At 26.7% G+C, this 25,915-nt stretch carries 21 protein-coding genes; all 21 read right to left on the bottom strand.

Features of this window, described 5'->3' with window-relative positions:
- Positions 1-29: 29 nt before the first annotated feature.
- The 21 genes from U880_RS0102195 to U880_RS11710 all read right to left on the bottom strand — a co-directional run bounded on the left by U880_RS0102195 (position 30) and on the right by U880_RS11710 (position 25,456).
- Positions 30-248, bottom strand: coding sequence for a hypothetical protein (locus tag U880_RS0102195; protein WP_024654459.1), 219 nt, complete (start codon positions 246-248; stop codon positions 30-32).
- Between the two features lie 290 nt (positions 249-538).
- Positions 539-661, bottom strand: coding sequence for a hypothetical protein (locus U880_RS11945; protein WP_268744602.1), 123 nt, complete (start codon positions 659-661; stop codon positions 539-541).
- 1,202 nt (positions 662-1,863) lie between these two features.
- Positions 1,864-2,805, bottom strand: a complete 942-nt coding sequence (locus U880_RS0102185; protein ID WP_235047974.1) for a hypothetical protein — start codon at positions 2,803-2,805, stop codon at positions 1,864-1,866.
- A gap of 299 nt (positions 2,806-3,104) precedes the next feature.
- Complete coding sequence (gene guaB / locus U880_RS0102180; RefSeq protein WP_024654461.1) at positions 3,105-4,556, bottom strand: IMP dehydrogenase; 1,452 nt, start codon at positions 4,554-4,556, stop codon at positions 3,105-3,107.
- A gap of 30 nt (positions 4,557-4,586) precedes the next feature.
- Entirely contained in the window at positions 4,587-6,125 is a 1,539-nt protein-coding gene (gene guaA, locus U880_RS0102175; protein ID WP_024654593.1) for a glutamine-hydrolyzing GMP synthase, read from the bottom strand.
- A 219-nt stretch (positions 6,126-6,344) separates the two neighbouring features.
- Complete coding sequence (locus U880_RS0102170; protein WP_024654592.1) at positions 6,345-7,121, bottom strand: hypothetical protein; 777 nt, start codon at positions 7,119-7,121, stop codon at positions 6,345-6,347.
- Between the two features lie 287 nt (positions 7,122-7,408).
- The gene (locus tag U880_RS0102165; protein ID WP_024654591.1) at positions 7,409-7,690 is read right to left on the bottom strand and encodes a hypothetical protein; all 282 of its coding nucleotides are present in this window, start codon (positions 7,688-7,690) and stop codon (positions 7,409-7,411) included.
- Between the two features lie 168 nt (positions 7,691-7,858).
- Positions 7,859-8,734 (bottom strand): hypothetical protein, encoded by an 876-nt coding sequence (locus U880_RS0102160; protein WP_024654590.1) that lies wholly within the window; start codon positions 8,732-8,734, stop codon positions 7,859-7,861.
- Positions 8,735-8,942: 208 nt separating this feature from the next.
- Positions 8,943-9,557, bottom strand: a complete 615-nt coding sequence (locus U880_RS0102155; RefSeq protein ID WP_024654589.1) for a nicotinamidase — start codon at positions 9,555-9,557, stop codon at positions 8,943-8,945.
- Positions 9,558-9,653: 96 nt separating this feature from the next.
- Positions 9,654-9,959: a hypothetical protein gene (locus U880_RS11730; protein WP_235047989.1), complete on the bottom strand. Its 306-nt coding sequence runs from the start codon at positions 9,957-9,959 to the stop codon at positions 9,654-9,656.
- Between the two features lie 32 nt (positions 9,960-9,991).
- Positions 9,992-10,582: a hypothetical protein gene (locus U880_RS11725; RefSeq protein WP_235047988.1), complete on the bottom strand. Its 591-nt coding sequence runs from the start codon at positions 10,580-10,582 to the stop codon at positions 9,992-9,994.
- Positions 10,546-10,842: a hypothetical protein gene (locus tag U880_RS11720; protein WP_235047987.1), complete on the bottom strand. Its 297-nt coding sequence runs from the start codon at positions 10,840-10,842 to the stop codon at positions 10,546-10,548. Before U880_RS11720 ends, U880_RS11725 begins: the two co-directional genes overlap by 37 nt.
- A gap of 357 nt (positions 10,843-11,199) precedes the next feature.
- Complete coding sequence (locus U880_RS11715; protein ID WP_024654588.1) at positions 11,200-12,546, bottom strand: BTA121 domain-containing protein surface lipoprotein; 1,347 nt, start codon at positions 12,544-12,546, stop codon at positions 11,200-11,202.
- A 322-nt stretch (positions 12,547-12,868) separates the two neighbouring features.
- Entirely contained in the window at positions 12,869-14,521 is a 1,653-nt protein-coding gene (locus tag U880_RS0102140) for a BTA121 domain-containing protein surface lipoprotein (protein WP_024654587.1), read from the bottom strand.
- Positions 14,522-14,581: 60 nt separating this feature from the next.
- Positions 14,582-16,294 carry a BTA121 domain-containing protein surface lipoprotein gene (locus U880_RS0102135; RefSeq protein ID WP_024654586.1) on the bottom strand — a complete coding sequence of 571 codons (1,713 nt, stop codon included), beginning with the start codon at positions 16,292-16,294 and terminating at the stop codon, positions 14,582-14,584.
- A gap of 104 nt (positions 16,295-16,398) precedes the next feature.
- Positions 16,399-17,205 carry a BTA121 domain-containing protein surface lipoprotein gene (locus U880_RS0102130; protein WP_024654585.1) on the bottom strand — a complete coding sequence of 269 codons (807 nt, stop codon included), beginning with the start codon at positions 17,203-17,205 and terminating at the stop codon, positions 16,399-16,401.
- 206 nt (positions 17,206-17,411) lie between these two features.
- Positions 17,412-19,331: a BTA121 domain-containing protein surface lipoprotein gene (locus U880_RS0102125; RefSeq protein WP_024654584.1), complete on the bottom strand. Its 1,920-nt coding sequence runs from the start codon at positions 19,329-19,331 to the stop codon at positions 17,412-17,414.
- Positions 19,332-19,804: 473 nt separating this feature from the next.
- Positions 19,805-20,920, bottom strand: a complete 1,116-nt coding sequence (locus U880_RS11560; protein WP_024654583.1) for a BTA121 domain-containing protein surface lipoprotein — start codon at positions 20,918-20,920, stop codon at positions 19,805-19,807.
- A 238-nt stretch (positions 20,921-21,158) separates the two neighbouring features.
- Positions 21,159-22,547: a BTA121 domain-containing protein surface lipoprotein gene (locus U880_RS0102115; protein WP_024654582.1), complete on the bottom strand. Its 1,389-nt coding sequence runs from the start codon at positions 22,545-22,547 to the stop codon at positions 21,159-21,161.
- Between the two features lie 151 nt (positions 22,548-22,698).
- Entirely contained in the window at positions 22,699-23,757 is a 1,059-nt protein-coding gene (locus U880_RS0102110) for a BTA121 domain-containing protein surface lipoprotein (RefSeq protein WP_024654581.1), read from the bottom strand.
- A gap of 370 nt (positions 23,758-24,127) precedes the next feature.
- Complete coding sequence (locus U880_RS11710) at positions 24,128-25,456, bottom strand: BTA121 domain-containing protein surface lipoprotein (RefSeq protein WP_235047986.1); 1,329 nt, start codon at positions 25,454-25,456, stop codon at positions 24,128-24,130.
- Positions 25,457-25,915: the final 459 nt, after the last annotated feature.

The following is a 25,915-nucleotide window of genomic DNA, read 5'->3' as shown; positions in this document are numbered from 1 at the left end:
AAAGTTTTTTATTTCTTGAAAATCTCTTTCTAATTCTGATAAAATTTTTCATTATATTGATATGAATTTCTCATAATATTTTTTATTTTGTTCTCAAAATCTTCTAAAAATCCTTTTACTTTATCAAAATATTTTTCTTGTTTATATTTTGTAAAATATTTATTTTTAAAGTAATAATATCCTCTACTATCTCTAAAGTCATATTTATTATATTTAATTAATTCTTTTCTTTTATTATTTTGATCCAATAAAGTGCATCATCCACATCATAATCGGCTAAAAAGGTTTACCTTCTACTCTTCATCTTCATTCATTCTCGTATGCCATTACTTTAGCTGTTATAATACCATTATTGAAAAAATTTTCGATAAGCTTTGATCACACAACAGCAACACTTCTAACAGCAATACTTTCTTCATCAGAAAATCTTCTCTTGATTATTATTCTAGCCTCATATATTGTAAGATCAACGTACTGTGAAGATTCACTAAATTCATCAAAATTATCTTAATAGTCCCTCATTAGAACACAATATAGATTATTCCTCTATATATGCATCATCATACAATTCTAAAGTTTCTTTATCAATACTATAGAACATCTTACAACTAATAAAAATTAAAAGCAAACTTAAAATTAAAAATTTGTTTCTGAATTTCATTATTATACCTCCTTTATGAAAATTTCACTTAGATCTTTCAATCTAACACAATTTTTATAAAATTGTACACACAAATATAAAGAACAACAATTAACCAAAATTATTGTCATCAAATTATCTAAAATTTAAAAATAATCAATCATACTCAATTAAATAACTTTACCAGTAACATACAATACGGATTAAAATTTTATTTTCAAAATAAACCAAATTCCAATAATTATTAATGATATATTTGACAAATAAAGATTTTTTCCTAGCTAATAAACAATAAAAATATATCCGAAGACAATTATTGACAAAATTTAATTGTAACTAAACCTATATTAATTATAAACACTTAGCATATGTTTCATTACATCATAAACTTGTTACCAAATTTTCATTATCCAAACTATTTTTAACAAAAAAATAATTCTAAGTCTTAATCGTATATTGTTCAAAATTAATACTCAAAATATCATTTATATTAAGAATTCATATCTTTGGTGTCTCTTACCTTCATAGTTTTATAAGAAATACTAACTAAAACGTATTTCTTAATTAAATCTTTAATATTGAGTAAATATTAATTAGAATACCTATTTGAATACAAAATATATTCTCATCAGCACCACAACTTTATATTTTTTCTTTTTTTTATACATCACCATACAAATTAATAATATAAACTTCGTAAAATTAATATCATTAGTACACTAAATATAGGACTACAAGTCCCTTTGATTTTACATGTAAATATAAAGTACTTCATCAATATCTTGGACATATTATCCCTCTCCTATAATTAATAATTTAATATAAGTAATGGTATCTGGACCTAAATTATTCATTCCTAACCAAATAGTAACTTATTAATACCTTCTAATTTTTTGTCATAAATCTAAGAAAATAATAATTATTTAAATAATCTAATCAATAGATTTATTAAAACAAAAGCATTGAGGAAACTTAAAAACATATTAATCTTATTAAGAAATTTAGGAAAAAAAGAATTACAAAATAAATTCGATTTTACTAAACACTAATATAGATATTAATTAAAAATTATCGTTAGAGATAATCCTTTATCAAGCTCTATTTTATGATATGAGATAAAATAGAGTTAAGTTTGTTGATAACTTAATAGTCTATTGGCATTTTCTCACAATTTTTATGAATCTTAGACTATTAATAATAATAAAATAAAAATCAACTAAAACCTAATTCAGCCTAGCTATATGATAAACAACATAAAGTTCATCAATAGAATTTGATAATTCCTTTCCTCTCCTATAAAAAAATAACTTTCTGGCATTTCCTTTAACATCCCTAATATCTCCCTGATTTAAAAAAATAGATTCAAAAACAGAAATCATAATTTGAACCAATAAAATATTACTACTATCATTTTTTTTCATACACAATTTGATACTTCGAACAAAATTTTTAGAAATTTCCGCTAATTTTTTTGAAGAACATTGAGACACTATAAAAGAAAACATATCAGCATACATACTTACAGCAGTATCAATAACATTTTCATAAGCATTAATTATCAATTGAACAACATTAACAACTTGCTCCATTTTTACTTCGTTACTATCAAAGACAGAATTAACTTTATACTCAAAAATTTTCTTAAGTTGTTCAATTGCATCTATCCTCATCTGAGGATTATGTATTTTAAAATAATTTAAAATATTCTCAAGTTTATCAACAATATTATCAACCTTCATTCTGATTATAACATCTCTAGATTCCTTGGTTAATTTTGCACTATCACAATTACCAGGACCATTTACACAATACACATAATTTTTAAGAAAACTATAAATTGTATGATACTCCTGCACAAGAAGACATAATGATCTTGCATATTTAACAGACTTCGTAATAAAAGTCTTAAGTTTAATAATATCATCTTTACTTAACCTATCAACATCATTTCTAATATTAGCATTATCAATACCAGAACTACCCTCTATAGCAGGACCATTCCTCACATCAAAACCATTAGCTACAATAAAATCATTCTTAGCTCTAGAACCATTTCTTGCATTACCATTTACATCCTTGACAGTTTTAGTTCCGTCAACTGCATTTTTACATGATACTATAGATATTAACATCAATAATATAAATACATCATTATACCTGGTCATTTTTCTCCTCCTTTTTAAAATCAAAAGCTTGTGTACAACATTTTACTTCCAAATTAGCAATAATCAAGAATATACTACTAATTAAAACCCATAAAAAAAATAAATACCGAAATTATATACAAATAGAACATCAACTATATAGACATATTTATCTTGAAATTAAATTTAATCATAATACACTAAGACTTGTGTTCTAAATTCAAGACAAATGCAAAATAAATAACTATAAAACAATAATTTAAAAAATTCAAAATTATAAATAATATAAAACTTAGTTACAAAATTAAACTATCAATTTTTCAATTCTCCAAAACATCATGAATATGAGATTCTCTTAATGACGCAGAACTTATTTTTACAAATTTAGCATCTCTCTTTAATTCTAATATTGTCTCAACTCCCAAATATCCCATCCCAGACATTAAACCCCCCTTTAATTGAAAGATAATGTCTTTTACCTTACCAACATAAGGAACCATCCCCTCAATACCTTCAGGAACCAATTTCCCAGGCGAATCTTTACTTTCAAATTGAAAATACCTAGATTTAGAACCCCTAGCCATAGCAGCAAGAGATCCCATACCAACATAAATCTTAAATTTCTTGCCATTATACATTATTTCCTCTGAGGGAGATTCATGAGCTCCAGCAAAAAGATTCCCTATCATCACACTATCAGCTCCCGCAGCAATTGCTTTAACTATATCTCCTGAAAATCTAATACCACCATCTGCTATGATGCAAATATTTGTATCTTTACAAGCCTCAAAAACATCATTAATTGCCGTCAACTGTGGAACACCAACCCCTGCAACTATTCTTGTTGTACATATACTCCCCGGACCTATTCCCACTTTTAAACAATCTGCACCTGCATCAATTAAATCAAGAGCTGCTTCCTTAGTCACTATATTACCTGCAATAACATCTAAATTTGGATATTTACTTTTAATTTTCCTTACAATCTCAATTACCCTAGTAGAATGTCCATGTGCAGAATCAACAACAATAACATCAACATCTGCCTTAACCAATTCTTCAACACGCTCTAGAGTATCAACATCAGTAGAAACAGCTGCACCAACTCTCAATCTATCATTAATATCTTTACATGCATTTGGAAAATACTCTTGATGTTCAACATGATCTATATCCTTGCAAGTTATTAATCCCCGCAAACTATTTGACTCATCAACAATAAGTAACTTTTCTATCTTATGCTTAAATAAAATCTCTTTCGCTTCTGCCAACGTAATATCTTCTTTTGCAGTAATTAATTTTTTAGTCATTGCATTAATTACAGGAGTATCATCATCTGAAATATATCTAATGTCTCTACTGGTTACTAAACCTAATATTTTACCTACATGATCTGTAACTGGCAATGCAGAAATATTATGTTTACCAATCAACCTTTTGGCCTCTTTAATACTAGTATCCTCATTAATTGTAATAAGATTCCTTATAATTCCATTACGATGATAAGATTTTACTATTTCCACCTCTTTCCTTTGAATTTCAATAGTAATATTCTTATGTATAATACCCATCCCACCTTCCTTCGCCACTGCTATTGCCATTCTACTTTCTGTAACTGTATCCATAGCTGAGCTTAAAAAAGGTATATTTAAATATATATTTCTTGTCAATCTTGTCTTCAAATTAACATCACTAGGTAATATAGATGATTTCCTAGGAATTAAAGAAACATCATCAAAAGTTAAAGCTTCTTTTACTATTTTATCCATCAATTATTTCTCCCTCATTTATTAATTCACTTATTATTCCCATTCTATCGTCGCTGGGGGCTTAGAAGAAATATCATAACACACTCTATTTATACCTCTAATTTCATTAATTATTCTTGATGAAACTTTTCTTAAAAAACTATAAGGTAATTCAACCCAACTAGCTGTCATAAAATCTAGAGTATTAACACATCGAATGACAGCTGTATATTCATATGTTCTGTTATCTCCCATAACACCTACAGATCTTACAGGCAATAACACCACAAATGCTTGTCTTACTTTATAATATAAATTATTTACCAAAAGCTCTTCTATCAAGATATGATCAGCTCCCTGCAAAATATCTATCTTATCTTTTGTTACTTTCCCTATTATTCTTATTGCCAATCCTGGCCCTGGAAACGGATGCCTATAGAGAACTTTCTCTTCAAGACCCAATTGCACTCCCAATTGAATTACCTCATCTTTAAAAAAATTTCTCAATGGTTCTAACAAACTTAGGTTAATTTTATCCGGAAGTCCTCCTACATTATGATGTGACTTAATATTTGAAGAGCAAACATTATTCTTAACTTCAGATTCAATAACATCGGAATAAATAGTTCCTTGGGCTAAATATTTTATATCATCCTCTTCTAATGCCACCTTTTCAAAAATTTCTACAAATGTCTTCCCTATAATTTTTCTCTTCTCTTCAGGATCATCTACATCCCTTAAATTATTTAAAAACAACAAAGAAGAATCAATATGTTTTATATTCAAACTGTACTTCTTATTAAATTCCAATATTTCATTAACTTCATTCTTCCTTAAAAAGCCAGTATCAACAAATACACATATCAAATTATCCTTTATTGCCTTATTAATCAGTAAGGCACATACCAAAGAATCTATTCCACCTGAAAGTCCTAAAATTACCTTACGATCACCTACCTCACATCTTATATCTTTTACTAAATCTTCTATACTATTACTTAAATCCCAATTTGTCTCTGCTTTACAAATTTTAAAAACAAAATTTATAAATATTTGATTACCAACATCACAACTACTTACTTCTGGATGAAACTGTACACCATAAATTCTCCTCTCCAAATTAAATACAGCTCCAACACAAATATTAGTATAAGCAATTTGTTTAAAACCCTCCGGTATTTCTTCTATATTATCTCCATGACTCATCATCACTTCAAATTTACTTGGAAGCTCCAAAAATAAATCAGCTTTATTATCCTCAACAAATAATTCAGTATGTCCAAATTCCTGCTTATCACACTTAGAAATTACACCTCCAAATAACTTAATAATTAATTGCATCCCATAACATATCCCCAAAATAGGAATACCCAAATCAAAAATCCCAATATCAACACTAGGTGCTTCATCCAAATATACAGAAGCAGGACCTCCACTTAAAATTAAACCTACAGGATTCATATCCTTAATTTCTTTTGCAGAAAGGGAATATGTAACTATTACTGTATATACACCCATCTCTCTAATTTTTCTTGCAATAAGTTGGCTATACTGAGAGCCAAAATCCAAGATAATTACTGCATTATTACCCAATATAAATTCCTTTAATAATCATTTTGCATACAATTTTCATAAAAATAATTTTATTACATTAACAAAAAATCAAGTATTACTATTTATGCTACTTTTAACAAAAAAATAAATATTTATCATTGTAGGCAACAATTCTGCAGAATTGTTGCCTACAATTTTACACACATCAAAACATATATCAAACCTCAAGCGAAAATATTTTCTCATTTAGTAAAAAATTTATTGCAATCCTGTCTTAATTTTTTGAACAGCATTATCTAATAAATTTGAAAAACTTCCTATATTACCTTTAACTTCAAAATAAAACTCATTATTATCTTTATGCTTATTCTTATCAGTAAATTTCTTTAAAGAACTGTCATATTGGTTATATGTTCTAGGATATATCTTATGAATACTGTCCTTAAGACCCTTATAAACATAATTTACGGTTAAATTTAAATTATCGTTACTGGTAGTAGTATTAGTATTTTTTATGCTATCTTTGAAAGCAACAAGTCCTTTATAATCAAAAATAAAAAGTTTATCACCAACCAAACTCTTTTTTAACAATGATTTAGTAAGATCAATCACAAAAGCAAATTTAATATCCAAAGAGTCCAAATTATCTTTCTTTAAAGATTCATTAAGTTCTTTTAAAGATTTAATACCCAATTTTTCTACATCTCTTGAATTCACTAATACACTAATTTTTCCAATATGTGAAGATTCACTTTTCTGTGAACTAGTGTTAGAAAAATGACTTCTCTCTTCAAAACCCCCTGGAATTGACCTACTATAAGAATTGGATGTAGATTTATGCTCATTATCCACAAACTTAAATACCAAATCAAAATTAATAGGAAATTCTTCCATATAATAATACTTTTTATCACCCACCATCACTGAAGCATAATCTTGCACAAGCCCAGATTTTGGCTTTATAAATAAATTATGACCGCAACTAAATATAACAAATAAACAAATCAAAATAACATTTTTTATAATAATTCTCACAATAAACCTCCCATCTGAATTAAAAAACTAAGAACATATCATCAATAATAATACAAACTAACAAAAATTTCATAATCAAATGCAAAACTTACTCCCTTAATTTAAATAAGGTATAAAATAGCTTACTAAATTATCTTTACTGCTGGAATATTGCAAATCGTATCTTAATATAATTTACAACACTCCAACATTAAATTACTTAATATCACAAATTCAAGTCAAATTCACAAAATTCGTATGGGACTTAAAAAAAATCTAAATAGATTAGATAAATCTAAAGCAAATTCCTAATCTTTACCAACAACACCACTAAGTTTTTTTGCAAAACATGAACTTAAAGTCTCGGCTTTTACTTGAATTTTTTGATTTTTAATCTGATTTTCCTGCTCCATATGCACCATCCAATCATCAAGACTTTTATCTGAACCATATTGTCTTTGAAATTCTCGAAACTCCCTATCTAACTGTATAGTAGTATAGTCAACTTGAGCAATAAATTCTTCAATATCCATCTCTTCGGCCTTTAAGTTTTTCTTTTTAGGAAATTTAATTCCTTTAACTTCTTTCATATAATCAAACCTTCAACACGTAAGAATAAAACAAATGATTAATTTACTAAAACATCATACATAAATATTATACATCTTAATACAAAATATATAAATCATAAAACTAATTTGCTTTCACACTAAAAATTTCAAAATACATATACAAATATTTTTAACATAAAAACAAAACTAAGGTGATAAAATTTTAATAGAATTGATATTATCTACAATAACTTTAATATCATCATAATCATTAAAATAAGCACTTATAACAAATAAATAATCATCCAGTGAAGGCTCAATTTCTCCTTTCAAATCACTCTTTACTTCCGCATACTCTACCCTTACATCATCACTCTTAAATTCTACTACTTCTACAACATCTAAAACATCAGAATCAAAGATAAACTCATTGGAAGATTCAAATTTCCTTATGCTATTTAAATTATTACTTATTATATCAAGCATATTTTTAATTTCATCTTCATCTAAAACAAAAATTTTATCTAACTTATCAACCTTACTATCTAAAGCTTTTTCCAAAAATTCTAATGCCTCTTTTTGTCCCTCATTTAAATTGGTTTTAAATATCACTTTATAAACTTTTAATAGATCTTTTTGAGACATTGTTGACAATATATCACCATGATCAGACATTTTCTCAACAACAATTTTCTCAGTTATACGATCTACAATGCCTTGCATAGAAGAAAATGTATTATTGTCCAATAAATAATCATCTAATTTCTCAACTTCCAAAACATTTTCTATTACAAATTGTTGTCCATTTGCAGATCCCTCTAAAACCTCTTCTTTAATTATTTCATAATCATTTTCTTGAGCAACATTCCCTTTCTGCATTTGTTCCTGAGAATCATTAAAATGTTTCCAAATATCACCGTCTTGCTGAATTTTATTTTGCTCAGAATTATCATCATGAAGCACCTCATCCAAACCATCCTCAGAAAATCGGATATTCAGATTATTTTTCTCGTCTACACTACAACTAGTAAAAGCAATGACCGAGCAAATAATAATACTCATAAGATTTATCATCACACTCATAAATAACAGCTTTCTATTTTACTACAAAATTCTAATTTTTAAAACCTCAACACTAATCAACTTTTATAATCACTAGTATTAATGATATAGCATTTAGCATATAAAACTCAAAATAAAAATCTGTCACCCATAATTGAATTTATAAGATTACAAAAAACCACATTTAAACATAAAAATAAAATGTAAAAATGCTATTTCTCTAAAATCATCATAAATCACAATTAATTAAAATATCTTTTGCAAAACAGGTCAATATTCCAAGCTTCTTAAGCTCTATAATTATCAATTCAGGAAAATCAGAAATGCTTTTTGTACCATCAATTATCAAATAAGTTTTAAATCCCAAATTATGAGCGTCAATAAGGGTTTCCTTTACACAAAAATCCAATGCCAAGCCAACTATAAACACCACACAAATTTTATTGTTCTTAAGATGTTTTAAAAGCCCCGTAGGATTCTTTTTATTACAATCATCATAAAATCCACTATAACTATCATAATTTTGATCCTGTCCTTTTAAAAAAACAGCTTTGATTTTTTCAACGTCTAAATCTTCTGGAAATGCTGCTCCCCATGTATTTTGAACACAATGTTTAGGCCAACCATCAACATTAGTCTCACTTAAAAAACTTATATGATTCTCAGGATGCCAATCCTTAGTTGCAACAACATGCTTAAAACAATTTTGAAGTTTATTTACTAAAGGAATAATATCCCTACCATCAGGAACAGGAAGTGCTCCTGATTGCAAAAAATCATTCTGAATATCTACAAGTATTAATGCAGAATTATTCAAAACTAAATGAAAGAATGTGCTTTTCATTAAATAAGTATATCATATAATTAAAATTTAAATTTTGTTATCAAAGTTAATTATTTAAATATCGTAAAATATATTTATAATAAAATTTTTTATTTACTAATTAAGCCCAACTCTATTAACTATTTCCTTAAATATTGCCATCATTTTCTCTTTATCTTCTATAACAATATCTATTCCCTTTTGAATATCTGCATCATTATTCATTTTATCAAAAATCTTATAAAAATCTTTTGCTGTAATTTCATCTCCATTAAGTATACTCTGCATTACCTCATACACATTATACATCACAACAATTACAACCTCCCTCATTTTGTTCATATATTGCACAATCTGCTTATTTAATTCGCTCAAATCCTCAAGTGTTGCTTTAGTTTCAAAATTTTCTTTATCTTTCTTCACACCCTTGCCATAAGGCAAACTATGATTAAAATTTAAATAATAATAACTACCGCGGCTGTCATATCCGATAATCTATCTACAAATCGTTTATAAGCTTCTTTATATTTATGATGTTCATTATAATCATAAGATTCAGTATACCTTAATCCTTTATAAACATAATATATTTGATGTGTCGCAAATGCCAACCAATATATCCAAATACTATTATAACTAAAAGCTAAATAAACATATCTAATTGGATAACTAAGATTAAATGGATTAGAGTGATAAGGAAAAATCTCAGAAAAAACTAAATTGGGAAAATACTTACTATCACCAAAGTCATTATAAGGTTTAGAATCAAAATCGTCCTTACCATAATATGCAAAAAAAAGCGATCTTAGGCTTTTAAATTGTTCCCAAGCCTCGTTCCGTGTTTTTGACTCTTCATATGCACATGCCAACGGATCATCCATATAAAAATTAAATTTATTCTTATATTTCCCGTCTTGTTCATAATATTTTTTTACACGTTTTTTTACACCTGTCTCTTTTGGTTGAACAACTTCTTCTGCTGCAGGAACTTCTGGTTCAATAACACTGTCTACTGCTGCAGGAGCTGCTGGTTGAAGAACACCCACCCCAAATCTTCTGGTTCATTTCTTGTATCTAAAACACCTTCTTCTAAACTACCCGACGGTCTAGAGACTACCTCAGAAGAGCCACCTAATGGTAAAGTAGTAGTACCCGATAAAGATGATGATGTTTCACCTATAATAACTTTTGGTTTTGGATTATATTTTAATTTTGATAATGTCCGAATATCACTTTCTGTAAAACGTGATTGCCTGCAACCAAAAAATAATACACTCAATACAAAATATATTGCACATAGCCCCATACCTACTTTCATCATAAATTCTCCCTTTTTATGCATCATATAATCAATATCATTAAATATCAAATATTAAACTCAAATATCAATTGTACTTCTCTTATATTTGACATATCACTTGGATTAAAAATCACAATACATAAATAGAGAAAATCCAAAACTTATCAAGAAACAAATTCATTTAATGATAGTTATGATATATAACAAGGTATAATAACTGTTTTTAAACATTTTAAAACAGTTATTATTATTATTACATTACTCACTACAATAATACATAATGCTAAAGATAAAGCCTAAATATAACCTGAAGTGTTTTTATAACTGTGATATACATTTAAAATCATCAAACCTCTTTAAAACTTACTTTACTTCAAAGGATCCCTTAACAAAATTAGCAAACATCTCCAAAATATCCTTCCGTTTTTCCTTAATACTAAAATAATTTTCTAACACATCAAAAAATTTTCTATCCTGTAAAAACATAATATAAAAGTAAAAATCAAATAACTCCACAGCATCCTCACTAACAAAAATAGCAGCATCAAACAATATATATCTTGCATCTTCAATCATTTCTTTTTGCATAGCACTAAAACTATTATATAGACTGGGAAAACTCTGAACATCACGATCACACAAAATAAAGACAGAAAGTTTAAGTTGAAAATCCTTATACATATCAAAGTTAAAAGATTGACCAAATACTTTTTTCAAAAATACTGGATAACTATTTCTCAATTTTAAAAAATTATCTTCCAATACCTTTTTAACTATTCTTAAAGATTCTGTTATCCTATTTTTTGTCTCTATTGAAGCTTCTATCTCTCCTATATTTTCAATGAGACTGATTCTCTTCATAATATAGTTCATACTTTCAAGATATCCCAAATGCATTTTTACAAGGTTTTTAACTTCTGCAATAGACCAATCATTTAATAAAGCATCAAATTCATCATCACTATATGTCTTATAACCTTGAATCTTAGCAATTTCAGGATCAGTTACTACGGATTTTATATAATCAAACCCTTTCTGCATATCATCAGAAAGGGTTAAATAATGACTCTTTGGATGCTCAGTTTCTAAAATACTTGATGCATCAATTTTAATATTAATAAAATCATCAATATAAGAACTATTATAACTGACAATCTTATTATATAGCTCATCAAAAACAGACGCACTAAATACTTTTTTTAGAGCTAATTTATAAGCCTTATTTTTAAGATCAAATCTAATTTGCACGCTTCTTTTTAAATCCCCATCACTAACCTTACTAATAGCAAGTTCGGCTTCTCGCAAGGCATTAAAAGTTGCAAGCAAATGGTTCACAATTGCAATAATTTTATCTGCTCCAAAATTATTTAATAACTCATAAAACTCAACATAGTCATATGTCTTACACTTACCCTGCGCATCTACAATATCAGAATCACACAATACTTCTTTTATATAAGAAATCAACATTTTGCCATCTTCTGACACCCCAAATAAATCAAGGAACTCATGAAGTTCAGTATCTATAGCATCAATACCACCCTCTTCATACTTCTCTAACAATCTATTTCCTTTGTCTAATGTTTGATCAATCAAAGAATTTATAACAAGTGAAGCACCATCAAAATCAGAAACATCTTCAGATGTTAAGTTACAATTCATTATCAATACTAATAATAACAATAAAGCATAACATACTCGCCTAATCACTAAATATCTCCTCTTACAATTTAAATATATTTTTTTATATTTTTTACTTAATAGTTGTTACCTATACCTAAATTCTTGTTAAATTAACAATATTATAAATATGGTACAAACCATATTATAACAGAAATTATATTAATAACCACTATTAATATCTATAAATTAACAAAATAGTTTAATAATAATTAAACTATTTACTTATAAAGTAAGTACATTTTTTGACAAATTACAAATAATGTATAATATAAAAATAAAGCCTCAAGAATACCTTGAAAGCTTTATTTAATCATTCTGATTTATTAAATGGAACTATTAAAGCTCTCAATTAAAAAAATTCACTATTAATATTGTCATAAAAGTCTCTAAACTCATATTCAAAGTCATATACGTCATCATAATTTTTCTCTAAAGGATCATCAAATTCAAAAGTAGCCTCATTAACACCATGAAAGAATTTTTTCAAACTAACATGATATTCTTCTACTAGCTCATCTCTCTCTTTTGAAATTTCGTTTTTTCTATCAAGGTCTTTCTTAATGTTATTAATATACTCTTCAATATCATTTTTCAACTTATCAATTCGCAATTTATGCCATACTATATTTAAAAAATAATTATCATCTCTTCCAAAGATAAGATAAAATTTATAATCATCTGTATATGTTTTATAACCCTTATCTGCAGCAATATTAGCATTAAATACTATGTTTCTTATAAATTCAACTGCTACTTTTTCTGCATAAGACAATTTATTATACTTAGAAACAAATTTGTTAAGAGTAGAATAATATTCATTAACATCCAAAAAATATGTATCATTCAAAGGAAAATGAAACTTAGGACCATTAACATCATCATCTGAAGGAAATGGAATATTGTTATAAATTTCAACAGCAGTAGGCTTGTTAAATATTTGTTTTAAATACTCTGGATAACCGCTGTTTTTTTGAGAAAATGTATCTTTCAATTTTTGCTTCCATGTTCTCAAACTTGTAACTAGTCTATCTTTTAAGTCTGTACTAGCATCCATACTTTCTATATTATCAAGATAATCAATTTGAAATTCAGCATCTTTTGCCTTTCTCAGGTATCCCGAATGCATTCTCACAACTCTTTTAACTTGATTATTACTCCAACTACTAAATAAAATATCAAACTCATCATTACTATATGTCTTAAAATTTTGACCTCTAGCAATATCAGAAGAAGTTAATATGTCTCTTATCTCTTGAATTCCTTTTTGGTCATCATCAATAAATGTAGAATAACGCTCTCTCAAATCTGTAAAATCTTTAAAATCTAATGCATCGACTTCAATCAGTTCAAATTCTTCATAATAAAAATTGTTATACTCAAGAGAAACTCTAATACTCGAAAAATCAGGACTAGCAAATACTTTCTTAAGATAACTTTCATAATCTCTCTTTATAAACATAAATCTACTCAATAAACCTTGCTTAAGAATATCGTTCCTAAAACCATCAATCAATATCCGTGATGCTTTTAATGGAGTAAAAATTTTCATTAAGATTGATCTAATAATTGCAACTCGTTCTGCTCCCCAACGATCCAACAAATCATGAAACTCAGAAATTGCATATGTCTTATAAACACCTTGGTCATGCGTAATAGTAGGATCACATAATACTTTTTTTAGATAAACAAATACATCTCTATCTTTTTTTGGTACGCTAAGTCTAGCAAGCAAACTATCAAGCTCAACATCCATATCACCAATATCTACACCCATACCCATTTCTTCAACATCCTCTCTTACAGCTGGTGTATCATATTCCACAACTGGAATAAAAGGCTTATTTAAAAACCTATCAACTTCATGCAACGAACCACCAACAACAGATTTACCAAAAGAACTTCTCAATCCCTTGTCATCTTTAGCAATATGCGAAGATTTTAAATTACAACTTATTATTAATACCAATGATACTAATAAAATATAAATCTTTTCCCTAAACACAAATATCTCCTTTTACATTTATATCAATATTAATTAATTTTTATTACTAACTATAAATAATTATCCAGACTTTTTCAATTCACAAGACTTTTTCAATTCACAAGCCTTTTTCAATTCTTCAGCCTTTTTAAGATTATAAATTTCCCCAACTTTATTCATAATTTTCTCAAATTCATTCTTATAATCATGTTGATACAAATTACTATCAATAAAGTTAAAAAAATTTTTACTATCTTTTGTTAATCTCAAAAACAATTGTTTTAAATATGTAGGATAATTAAGTACAAACTTATCAAAATCATCACTTATTATTGATAACTTATCAGAATCTTTAAGATCAATATGAATCATACCTAAAAAATCATTATGAATCATATCTAAAAAATCATTTTTCCCTTCAATGATCTTCATAATTTTAATATGAGCATAAAGTGCTGGAAGAAAAAATCTACCATCACCTAATAAAGAATAAAATTCATAATCAGCAATAGTATCTGTAGATAACAAACTATTAACAGAAGAATCAACTACTTTTAATCTCATATCCTCAACTTCTTTTTTTTCTAGATCAGACAACTTATTATATATAACTGGAAAGTTATGCATAGCACTATAATAATAATTAATTACATAACAAAAAATCAAAAAACTTTTAGCAAACTCAGGATCAAAAAGAAAATCGAGAGATGAAATACTCTCATAAACTTCAGCAGCAGTAGACTTATTAAATAAACTTTGTAAATATCGTGGATACTCATTCTTAAAAGTAGAAAAAGAAAACATAAAATCATCCTTTAATAAAGTTAAAACCGATTTTATTCTATTTTGCACCTCTTCCGTAGCTTCTATTTCTCCTATCTTATCAAGATTATTAATCTTATATTCAATATAATCTCTAATTTCAAGATATTTTAAAAACATTCTTGCAAGTCTCTGAATTTGACTGAAAGTCCAATTACTTAGTAAATCATCAAAATCATAATCACTATATTTAATACACGATTGACATACACTAGTATTAGGATCAACTATTATCTGTTTGATATACTTAATTGCCCTCTGTTCATCATCAGAAAGCCCCATTGTAAGTATTACAAAAGATTTTTCATAAAAATTGAGTTCAGAATTTTGGGAATCAATCCTTCCCAATGCATATTGTTGAATAGCAACAAAACTCTTAGCAAAAAGATTTTTATAATTGACAATGTTGTCATATATAGCGCCAATATTTGATTCACTAAATATTTTTCCTAAACTTAAATGATAAGCATTTTTGTTATAATTTAATTTCGATCGTAATACTGCCCTTTTTACATCGCTATCAAGACCATCAACAGCTGCCTCTGTTTCTTTTAATAAACTATAAGACCACCATAAATACTTCCTTAATGCATAAAGCCCATCAGGCCCCAAATTATTTAACAAATCATAAAATTCAGATTTTGTATATATCTTATAATCACTTTTATTATCTACAACATCAGGATCACACAATAATTTTTTTATATACAAAACTAATTCTTTTCCTTCATTTGAAATTTTAAATTTATCAAGTAACTTATTAATATCACTATCTCTAATCTCAACACTATTTTTCAAAAAGTCTTCAAACGTATTAAATAAACTATCTTCTTCCAATGATTTTCTAGACACAAAGCCCATATTTGATGTTATCTCAGATTGCAAAACTTCTGGGGATTTTAAATTACAATCCACTATTAATACCATTAATACTAGTAATAACAATAAAAAACAATCTTTTCCCATAACCATTAAACATCTCCAAGTTAAATTAACACATCATTATATCATTATACAATGATGTGTCATAAATATTCTAATTCATGCTATGCATCATAATCATAAATATCATCTTATCATTTTTTGCCACCATTCATATAATCAAAATACCTTAAAAGAGAAACAAACTCAACACGATAAGGATTATCATATTGCAAAGAACTATTATATATATTTACAAAACAAGACTTATTAAACATACTCTTCAAATCCCTCGCAAATCCATTATAAGCCATATTAAAAGTCATTTGAAAATGCTTTTTATGACTCTCTTTAAGCTTATCAAAAGCAATCTGAGCATTATTTAATGCAATAAAAGTTGGTTTTAAGGATTTAACAATCCTTTTAACAAAATTTGCACCCAGCTTTTCTAACAAATTATAAAATTCATTATTACTATATGTCTTATAACCCCTATTTAATCCAACATTAACATCAGTCACAATTTTTTTTATAATTCCAATAAATATTTTCTCATCATAAGACAAACCAAATTTATTGCTCAAAGCAAAAAACCTTGCTTCCTCTTTTTCTGGAGATGATTCAACTTCCACCACTTCATCTTTTAATGTAGAAATTGAACTATCGTCACATGTTATTCCAGAAGCCTCCGAATCATCAGGTTTCAAATCTCCTTCTCTTCCTTCATAATTCACAGGTTTTTGCTCTCCATTTTCTGTTGTCGGTGACACCACTGATTGCCCAAATCTAGTTACGGATGTAAAATTCGTATCCGGTTGTTTTGCAACAACAACTTTACTAAAATTATATACCCCACTATCAGTTGCCAAACCTTTCTTTTTTTGAGTGTCTACCCCACAACTCCCAAACATTACAAAAAATAATAATAAAAACAATAAATCACGGCCTTTCTTCTCATTCATTATTCAAATCTCCTTTTTCTTAAAAATTAAATTAATAAAAAAATATCAAATAATAAATAATATTAATTAACCAATATAAATCATTTATAGCCAAAACAAAATTTATAAACTCTTATAACTAAATTTTTTTAAGAAATTAATTAAAAAAAAGCCTTGGATTATGTTAATCCAAGGCTTAATACCATCTAAAAATGAATAACTTTATATTAATTTTGGGGAAACATCCTTTTAATTTGATCTAGCATATTATTAAGTCTATTTACAAATGAAGTATCAATTTTAAGTACAGGAGGTATATTATCAGCAGTAATCATATGAAACAACCCCTTTAAATGAACTTGATACCCTAAGACAAGCTTATTAAACTGATTTTTAAAATTCTCCTTTTGTTCTACATCAGCAATTCCATTAATCGCTTTATTAACTTCTTGTTGTAAATCACTAACCTTCAAATGCATACCTATAGATTTAACAATATCAAAACGATCATCACCAAATAAACCATCAACCTCATAATCCTTATATGTTTTATAACCTTCAGCAACAGCAATATTAGGATTAGTCACTATACTTAAAATTTCCATCAACATTTCATGTTCCTTTACTGATAATTTTTCTTGCGTTTTTCTTACAAATTCCAAATGCGTAATATTAGATTTCAAATTGACAAAACGTTCTGCATAGTCATGATTTATATTATTAACAAGAATATAAATGGGATCAAAGTTATGAAATAACTCTCGCAAGTATTTTGGATAATTTCTCATAAGAACATTCAACTCTTTCTCTTGTTCCTCTTTTTTAGATGCATCTCTAATACCCTCAACAAATTCCCTAACTTCATCTCTCTTTTTCAAAGTATCTATATGATCATCTAAAATTGATTTAAAATCAAAGTTTGCATTACCAAATAAAGCCTCAAACTCATAAACTTCATATCTTTTATAACTATCAATACCATCTGACTGAGTTAATATACCTTTCAGATAATCAATGGCCCTACTATGATGAGGTGCACACATTCTATACACAACACTATAGGAAGAAATATAAAGAGCACAGTTACCAAGTGAATAAAACAAATCATATACTCCAACAGTAAAATTAGAATCAGGATCAGTAATAGACATAGATTTAAATTTGGCATAAATATCATCAACAATATCTGAATTAAATACCTTTTTAATAGTTAAATGATAACTAGCTTCATAAGCATCCAACTTTCGTTTTAAAATGTCTTTTCTATCTGACATATAAATATTATCAATTTGAATTCGAGCAGTTTCAATTGCTTGCAAATTTTTTAAAAATATTTCTACAATATCTTTAATTTCACTGCTACCCAATTTTCCAAATAAAACATCAAATTCATAATTATCATATGTCCTATAACCCTCAGCACGACCAATATCAGTATCAGTTAGTATTTTACGCATCTTACCAATTATTATTTGCCTCTCACTAGGCAATTCCTCATAACAAGACTCAAAAATTACAATATATCTAGCCTCCTTACCAAGATTATCAAAATCAAAAGTATAATCACCAACTATACTATTATCGTATCTTTTATTATCATCATTAACAAATGCATTAAAAGCTTTCCTTAAATCAATAAAATAGGCACGCTCATAATTACCCAACTGAGATCGTAATTTTTCTAAAGCATAAACACTCTTTATAGACTTAATAGTTGCCCTAACTCTAGATAAAGCATTAAAATTTGACTTGGGTCCTATTAATTTTCGAACATCTACTACTCCCAAATTTTTTAAAATATCACGAAAATCATCTTGACTCCATGTCTTGTCAGTTTCAGAAGTTATATCAGAATTAGTTACAGCTTCTTTTATATAAAAAACAAATTCCTTCTCCGATTCGTCCATTTCAAAAGTATCTAAGAGTTCATTGAGTTGCTTATCATGCAAAGCAAAATCAACATCTCTTTGCAAAGGAATGTTTACTTCTTCTAACTCTCTGCCCAAAAATACTTTTTCAAATGATTTTTTATAAAGCACAACATCATGTCGTGGGGATTTTAAATTGCAACCTATTGTTAATACCAATATGATCATGGCATTAACAAATAACAGCAATAATAAATTAAATTTCGTTCCTTTAACCATCAAAATATCTCCTCTAAATATATTTCTTTCAAATTAGTACAATTACTATTTAACTTATGACTAATTATTATATAATTTTAATTATTGTATTAAATTTAAAATTGTATAATAACAATATTATTATTATACAATTTTAAATTTAATACAACTTAATATCTATTTAGATTGAAATTATTTATTATATTTTAAGGTAAATAACTAATGAAATATCAAGAAAATAAAGTATAATAAAAAAGCACTAGTGAATTATTATTATATTGTATTATATTGAATATAATGATAATTCATTAGAATTTATACATAATTAGCAACAACTATTCTAATCAAACAATATAATCTACAATTATTTATTACAAATAATTTATCGATAAATAAAAATTAAGCCTTAATCATAATAACTTAAGGCTTAATTATCATTTTTATTAACTAAAACCTATTTTACTTAACTAAAAAATTAATTATTATAATATTACTTATATAATACCCTTTGCCTTAAGAAAATCCGATATATCTTGTTTAATTTTACTAATATGATCATTATAAATATCATAAAATTCCATAACATTAGAATATATAATATCAGAATCATTGTAATCATTAAATGCACGCTTAAGATCGTTAAAAAACGAATAACCTATATTAGAAGAAGATACATTATTCAAAAAACTATTTTTATCGATAAGTTCACGTCTTTTAATATAATCTTTCTCTGCAGCTATATAACCATCAAAAGCATTAATTGAATCAAGCAGCAACGCCCTTTCCTGTTTTAAATTTGACAAAATTTTTACCATTTCTATTATTTTCTCAGAACCAAGCTTACCTAGTAATAAATAAAATTCACCAGAATTATATGTCTTATAACCTTTAGCAAAACCAATATTAGAATTTGTCAATATATTTCTAACAAAAAGAATCACATTTTTATAATCTTGTGAAAGATTTGTATAACAATCATCAAAAACATAAAGATACTCAGCCTTCCTTTTAAAACTATCTAATTCCAAAATAGAAACTTGACTTAAAGCATAATTATCTGGGGCTTCAATAAAAGCATTAAAATTTTCTTTTACTAAATCAACATAATAATTTTGCTTCATCAAAAAATCAGATTTCAACTCTTCTATTACATCATTATACTTAACCCTTGCAATAACATTTTCAAAATAAGTTACAACTTCTTTGTATTTTTCCCAAACTTTAATAAACACTAAAAATTTGCGAACATTATCAGCACCTAAATTTTTTAAGAGATTACAAAATTCATCTTTTGTATATATTTTATTACTCCCAAAAGTTAATAAATCAGGATCGGTTATAATTTTTTCTAAATGCAAAATAAAATTTTTTTCATCCGAAGACATTCCAAATTTGTCTAAAAACTCAACAAGTGTCAAGTTCAAATCTAAATCATCATCAACTTGTCTATCAACAGAAAATATTACAGTAGATAATACAGGGGATGGCCTTCTACTCACATGCTTATTTAGTACCGAATCACTACCTTTATCTTTAGCAGATTTTAAATTACACCCTATGACAACTACAAACAAAAAAAAATAAAAAACATATTTACCCAATCTAACCATTAAATATCTCCTCTCATAAATTATGATAGCATTAACTAACTATAAATAATACTATTATCAATTAACAACCTAATATATAGCAATTCATATTTATTATCAATGTTAAAACCAGAGCAAGTTTTTGCAAAATCTAAAATATAATTTTTCCTATCCTTAACTTATTAATAAATCCTAATAATAACTCAAATTTTAATAAAAATAAGACTTAATCTAGCTTGAATAACAACTTAAATCCAAATTAAATTAAGTCAAATATAAATACTTTCTTTATAACATCCATGTCCATAAGAAAATACCATACTCTATCTTCAAGTCCTCCCATATAAGGGTTAAAAGAAGTAAAAAGTTTCATAATATTAGAATATATATCATCAGTATCATCAGAATTAAACGCACGTTTAATATTAATAAAATATATTAATTTTACATTATGATGAAATGAATATAAAAACTCATTCTTAGCATTTCGAAAATTATCTTTCCTCTTATCATCTTTCTCTGCAGCTATATAACCATCAAAAGCATTAATTGAATCAAATAGCAAGTCCATTCTTTTATTTAAATCTACAAAAATCCTTGCCACCTCCACCATCTTATCAGCACCAAGTTTACCTAACACACGATAAAATTCATAATCATCATATATCTTACAACCTTCAAAATTAAAAACACTAGGAACAATTAGCATATCTTGTACTAGTAAATCTTTAACAAAAAGAATTGCATCTCTATCATCTTCAGACAGTTTGTCATAACAACCATCAAAAACTATCATATACAAAATCTCTACTGCAACACTACTAAGTTCATAAATACAAGCTATAATTAAATTAGGACTAAAAACCTTATCTTTATCTTTAACAACAACAAACTCATTGAAATTTTTCTTTAAAAATTGAAAATAACTAAAAATCGCAACACAAAAATTGGATTTTAACTTAAACAGTACATCATCCGACTTAATCTTTGGCTTAATAACTCTAAAATAAGATATCACTTTTTTGTAAGCTTTCCAAGCTTCAACAAATACTGACAATTTGCGAACATTATCAGCACCCAAATCTTTTAAGAGATTATAAAATTCATCTTTTGTATATGTCTCATTATACTCAGGAATCTCCACATAAGAAGCAGTCATAATACTTTCTAGATGCAAAATACACTTTATAAACTCTTTATCACCTGAAGACATTCCAAATTCACTTAAAAGCTTAACAAGTGGCAAATTACAATCTAAATCATCAACTTTGCCATTAGTAGAAAGTTCTATAAAAGACACACTTGACTCAAGATCTTGTTCTACTGCATCAAAACGTTCTACTGCATCAAAACGTTCCACTTTATCAAAATGTTCTACTTTATCAAAATGTTCTACTTTATCAAAATGTTCTACTTTATCAAAATGTTCTACTTTATCAAAATGTTCTACTTTATCAAAATGTTCTACTTTATCAAAATGTTCTACTTTATCAAAATGTTCTACTTTAGAAATGGTTTCCACTACTTTAACACTTTTCATTTTGCCAAAATGTTTTGGTTTATCAACACTTTCTGTGGATTCTAAATTACAACTTATAACAACGATAAATAAAAAAAATAACAAGAAACCTTTTCTTACCCTAAACAATAAATATCCCCCTTTTATAAATAACATTATACTAACTTAATAACCTATTAATACAATAATATTAATATATTTATGATCAATGCTGCAAAATAAATAAATAGCTTAGATAAAAATCTGCAGCCCAAAATTGAATCCTCAAATTACCTTTAGTCTATTTTACAGCAAATTGTAATTTAAAATTATCAATAAAAACAACAATATCAGCTTTAAGTTGATCTAAACAACTAAAATCAACAATATTAAAATTTACAAGACTATTATATATGGTGTTAATATCTTTATTATCAAAAATACCCTTTAAACACACACCATATGCAGTTTTTATGGTACTAAATGTTCTACGCAAAGAATATTTTTTATTTCGAAAAGCAAATGTCTCCTTTTGATCCATAATGTTATCATAAAGATAATCAGAATATAATTTTTCAATTTCACATATCTTGCCAATAATATCTAAATGGATTTTTATTATACTTTGAATCCCATTACTACCAAACTTTCCTAACATTGAATAAAACTCATAACCACAATGTGAAACAGACTTACCAAAAGCAACACTCATATTGCTTATAACATTACACATATAATAAATAACTCTTTTCTCATTATCACACAAGTCTACAAAACAAGAATCAAAAATTCTAATATTCTCTAAATCTTTAACAAATTTATTTAAAATAAAAGAATGATGCTCAACTGTATCATTAGGATGAATCACATTTTTACCAGCAATAAACATACCAAAGATTCTCTTTAAAGATAGAAAATAAATATTTTTATAATCTTGAAAATAAAAATCCAAAATATCTCTTAACTTATGCCATTTAAGATCAAAAATAATTTTTTCAACTCTCTTTAAATCCTTATAAATCACATTAAATGCCATAATTTTGTCAATATCTTCTGTATTCATCTTTTTTAATAAATTATAAAATTCATTTCTTTTATATGTTTTATCTGTCTTAGAAACCATTATATCAGGATCCCCTACAATTCTCTCTAAACACATAACAAATTCCTGATTTTCACTAGATATTTTAAATTCATCTAAATCATCAAAAACAAAATCTACCAAACCTATTCTATCTTTAAAAGAAATCTTCTCGGACAAGCCCTTTTTATACATTTCACCATTTTTGATAGATTTAAAATTACAACCTATTATCAATATTAAAAACAATAATAAAATACAAACTTTGCCTTTAACCACCAAATATCCTCTTTAATATTAAATTAAACATACATTATAACCTATACCATAATGTATATGCTATACTAGCTAAATCATCATAAACTGTATAAAAACATCAATTACAAATTATCACTTGTAAAGCACTAATTTTACATTAATGATAATCAATACAAAAAATAAATTATATAGCCTTAAAGTTTCACTTTAAAGCTAATGCTTTTATTTTAATTAAGAATAATACTGAAAAAATTATAACTACTTAATCATTCTAATAAATCAAACAATCTTCAAACTTTCTTATTGAATATTTTAAACTATCTTTTACTACATGATAATTTAAATATCCAAAATCCATTAATATCTGGATATTAGTTTTTTACAACAAATATTACATCACCCTTGCTTTCAAATTTTCAAAATCGGTTTCATAACTATTCAAACCTTCAAAAAACGTATCATCAGAAATAACACTGGGAAACACTTCTTTTAAATACAATTTAAACCTATTGCCAAGCTCATTCAAAACTTCAAGCAATTGACTTACTACAGAATCATCCTCAATCTCAAACTCAATTTTTTCTTTAAGTGACGACATTAATTCAAGAATCGGCTCACATTTTTCAACAAATTGTAAATAACGATTATTACCATTCCCATCACTACCAGTACCATTTCCAAACAAAACACAAAAGTCATAATAAACATACATCTTAGATTGTGACTCATCTTCAACATTAAAGTCAGTTAACAGATCCCTTACATAATTAAAAGATGAACGTAATTTTACGGAAAAACCAGATTGTATACGTCTAAAAATTTTAAGACATTCATAATCACTCTCAAAAATACTTAAATTATTCTCATAAGCCTTCATCACAGAAACAATGCCATCATAAATTGTATTAAAATCATCTTTTTGAAAAGCGTCTTTAAATCCTAATGCATAATTACGATCGCACTCATTTAACTTATTATTAAACTGTTCTTTTATCTTTTTAACACCAAAATCCATCATCTTCCATTGAACATCACTTCTTTTCTTATTAAGACGAAAATATTCTGACATAATATGTGAAAGTTTATTAATACCCAAATTGTCCCATACACGATAAAACCTAGGTTGATCATCTTTATATGCCTCACTATCACTATAACCCTCAAAACCACTGGCCATTTTTTGTACAGAATTAAATACTTTCTTATCATCATACATAAGACCTGAATAAAAATTTTTAATTGACACAATATTTTCTTGTGTCCCTTCTTGTGTCCCTTCTAGTGTCCCTTCTAGTGTCCCTTCTAGTGTCCCTTCTAGTGTCCCTTCTAGTGTCCCTTCTTGTGTCCCTTCTAGTGTCCCTTCTTGTGTCCCTTCTAGTGTCCCTTCTAGTGTCCCTTCTAGTTCCCCTCCTAGTGTCCCTTCTAGTGTCCCTTCTTGTGTCCCTTCTAGTGTCCCTTCTTGTTCCCCCTCTTGTGTCCCTTCTTGTCCCTCTCCTTGTCTTCCCATTGCTTTCACTGTGCCTTCTTTTAAATCAAATTCTAACTCTAAGTCTTGACTCTTAAAATCTGTTTTCTCAGCATCTACATTCTTACCAGTAAATTTTTTTAAAGGCAATTTTTCATCAGGAAATTTAGAACTACTTGTAGAGGTACTTAAACCACAACTCATATCTGTAAGTAACAATAAAAACAAAAACGAATTATAAAAATCCTTTTCCATAAATATATCTCCTTCTAGATTAAAATTAATCTACTATCACATGCCAATATTACCATACAATAGAGAGTATAATTAAAATAATTTATCAAAAATAATTTAACCCACAAATCATTTACTCTAAAGTATTAAATATATCAACACTAATTAATATTGACTTTCTAATCATAGAATACTTGTATTTTACAAGTTTAACTCCCTTTAAAATTTATTTTTTTTCATTGTATATCTATCTTTCAAAGATTACAATTGCCTTTTTAAATTAATATTATTAAATTGATGCACATATAAACTAAACTTAAACTTTGATCTTATCTTTAGAGAAATTACTTTTAACAACTAACATAACAAATTACCAGAAAATAAACATTTCCTGGTAATTCATTTATAAAATTTACAATGAATAGCAATAAATAATCTAATAGATAACCTATACAGGTTATCATTCCCAAAAATCAACCA

The sequence above is a fragment of the Borrelia hispanica CRI genome, from assembly GCF_000500065.1.
In the GTDB taxonomy this organism is placed as follows: Bacteria; Spirochaetota; Spirochaetia; order Borreliales; family Borreliaceae; genus Borrelia; species Borrelia hispanica.
Note: the sequence above shows the minus strand (reverse complement) of the source record. Positions and strands in the feature narration are given on the sequence as shown.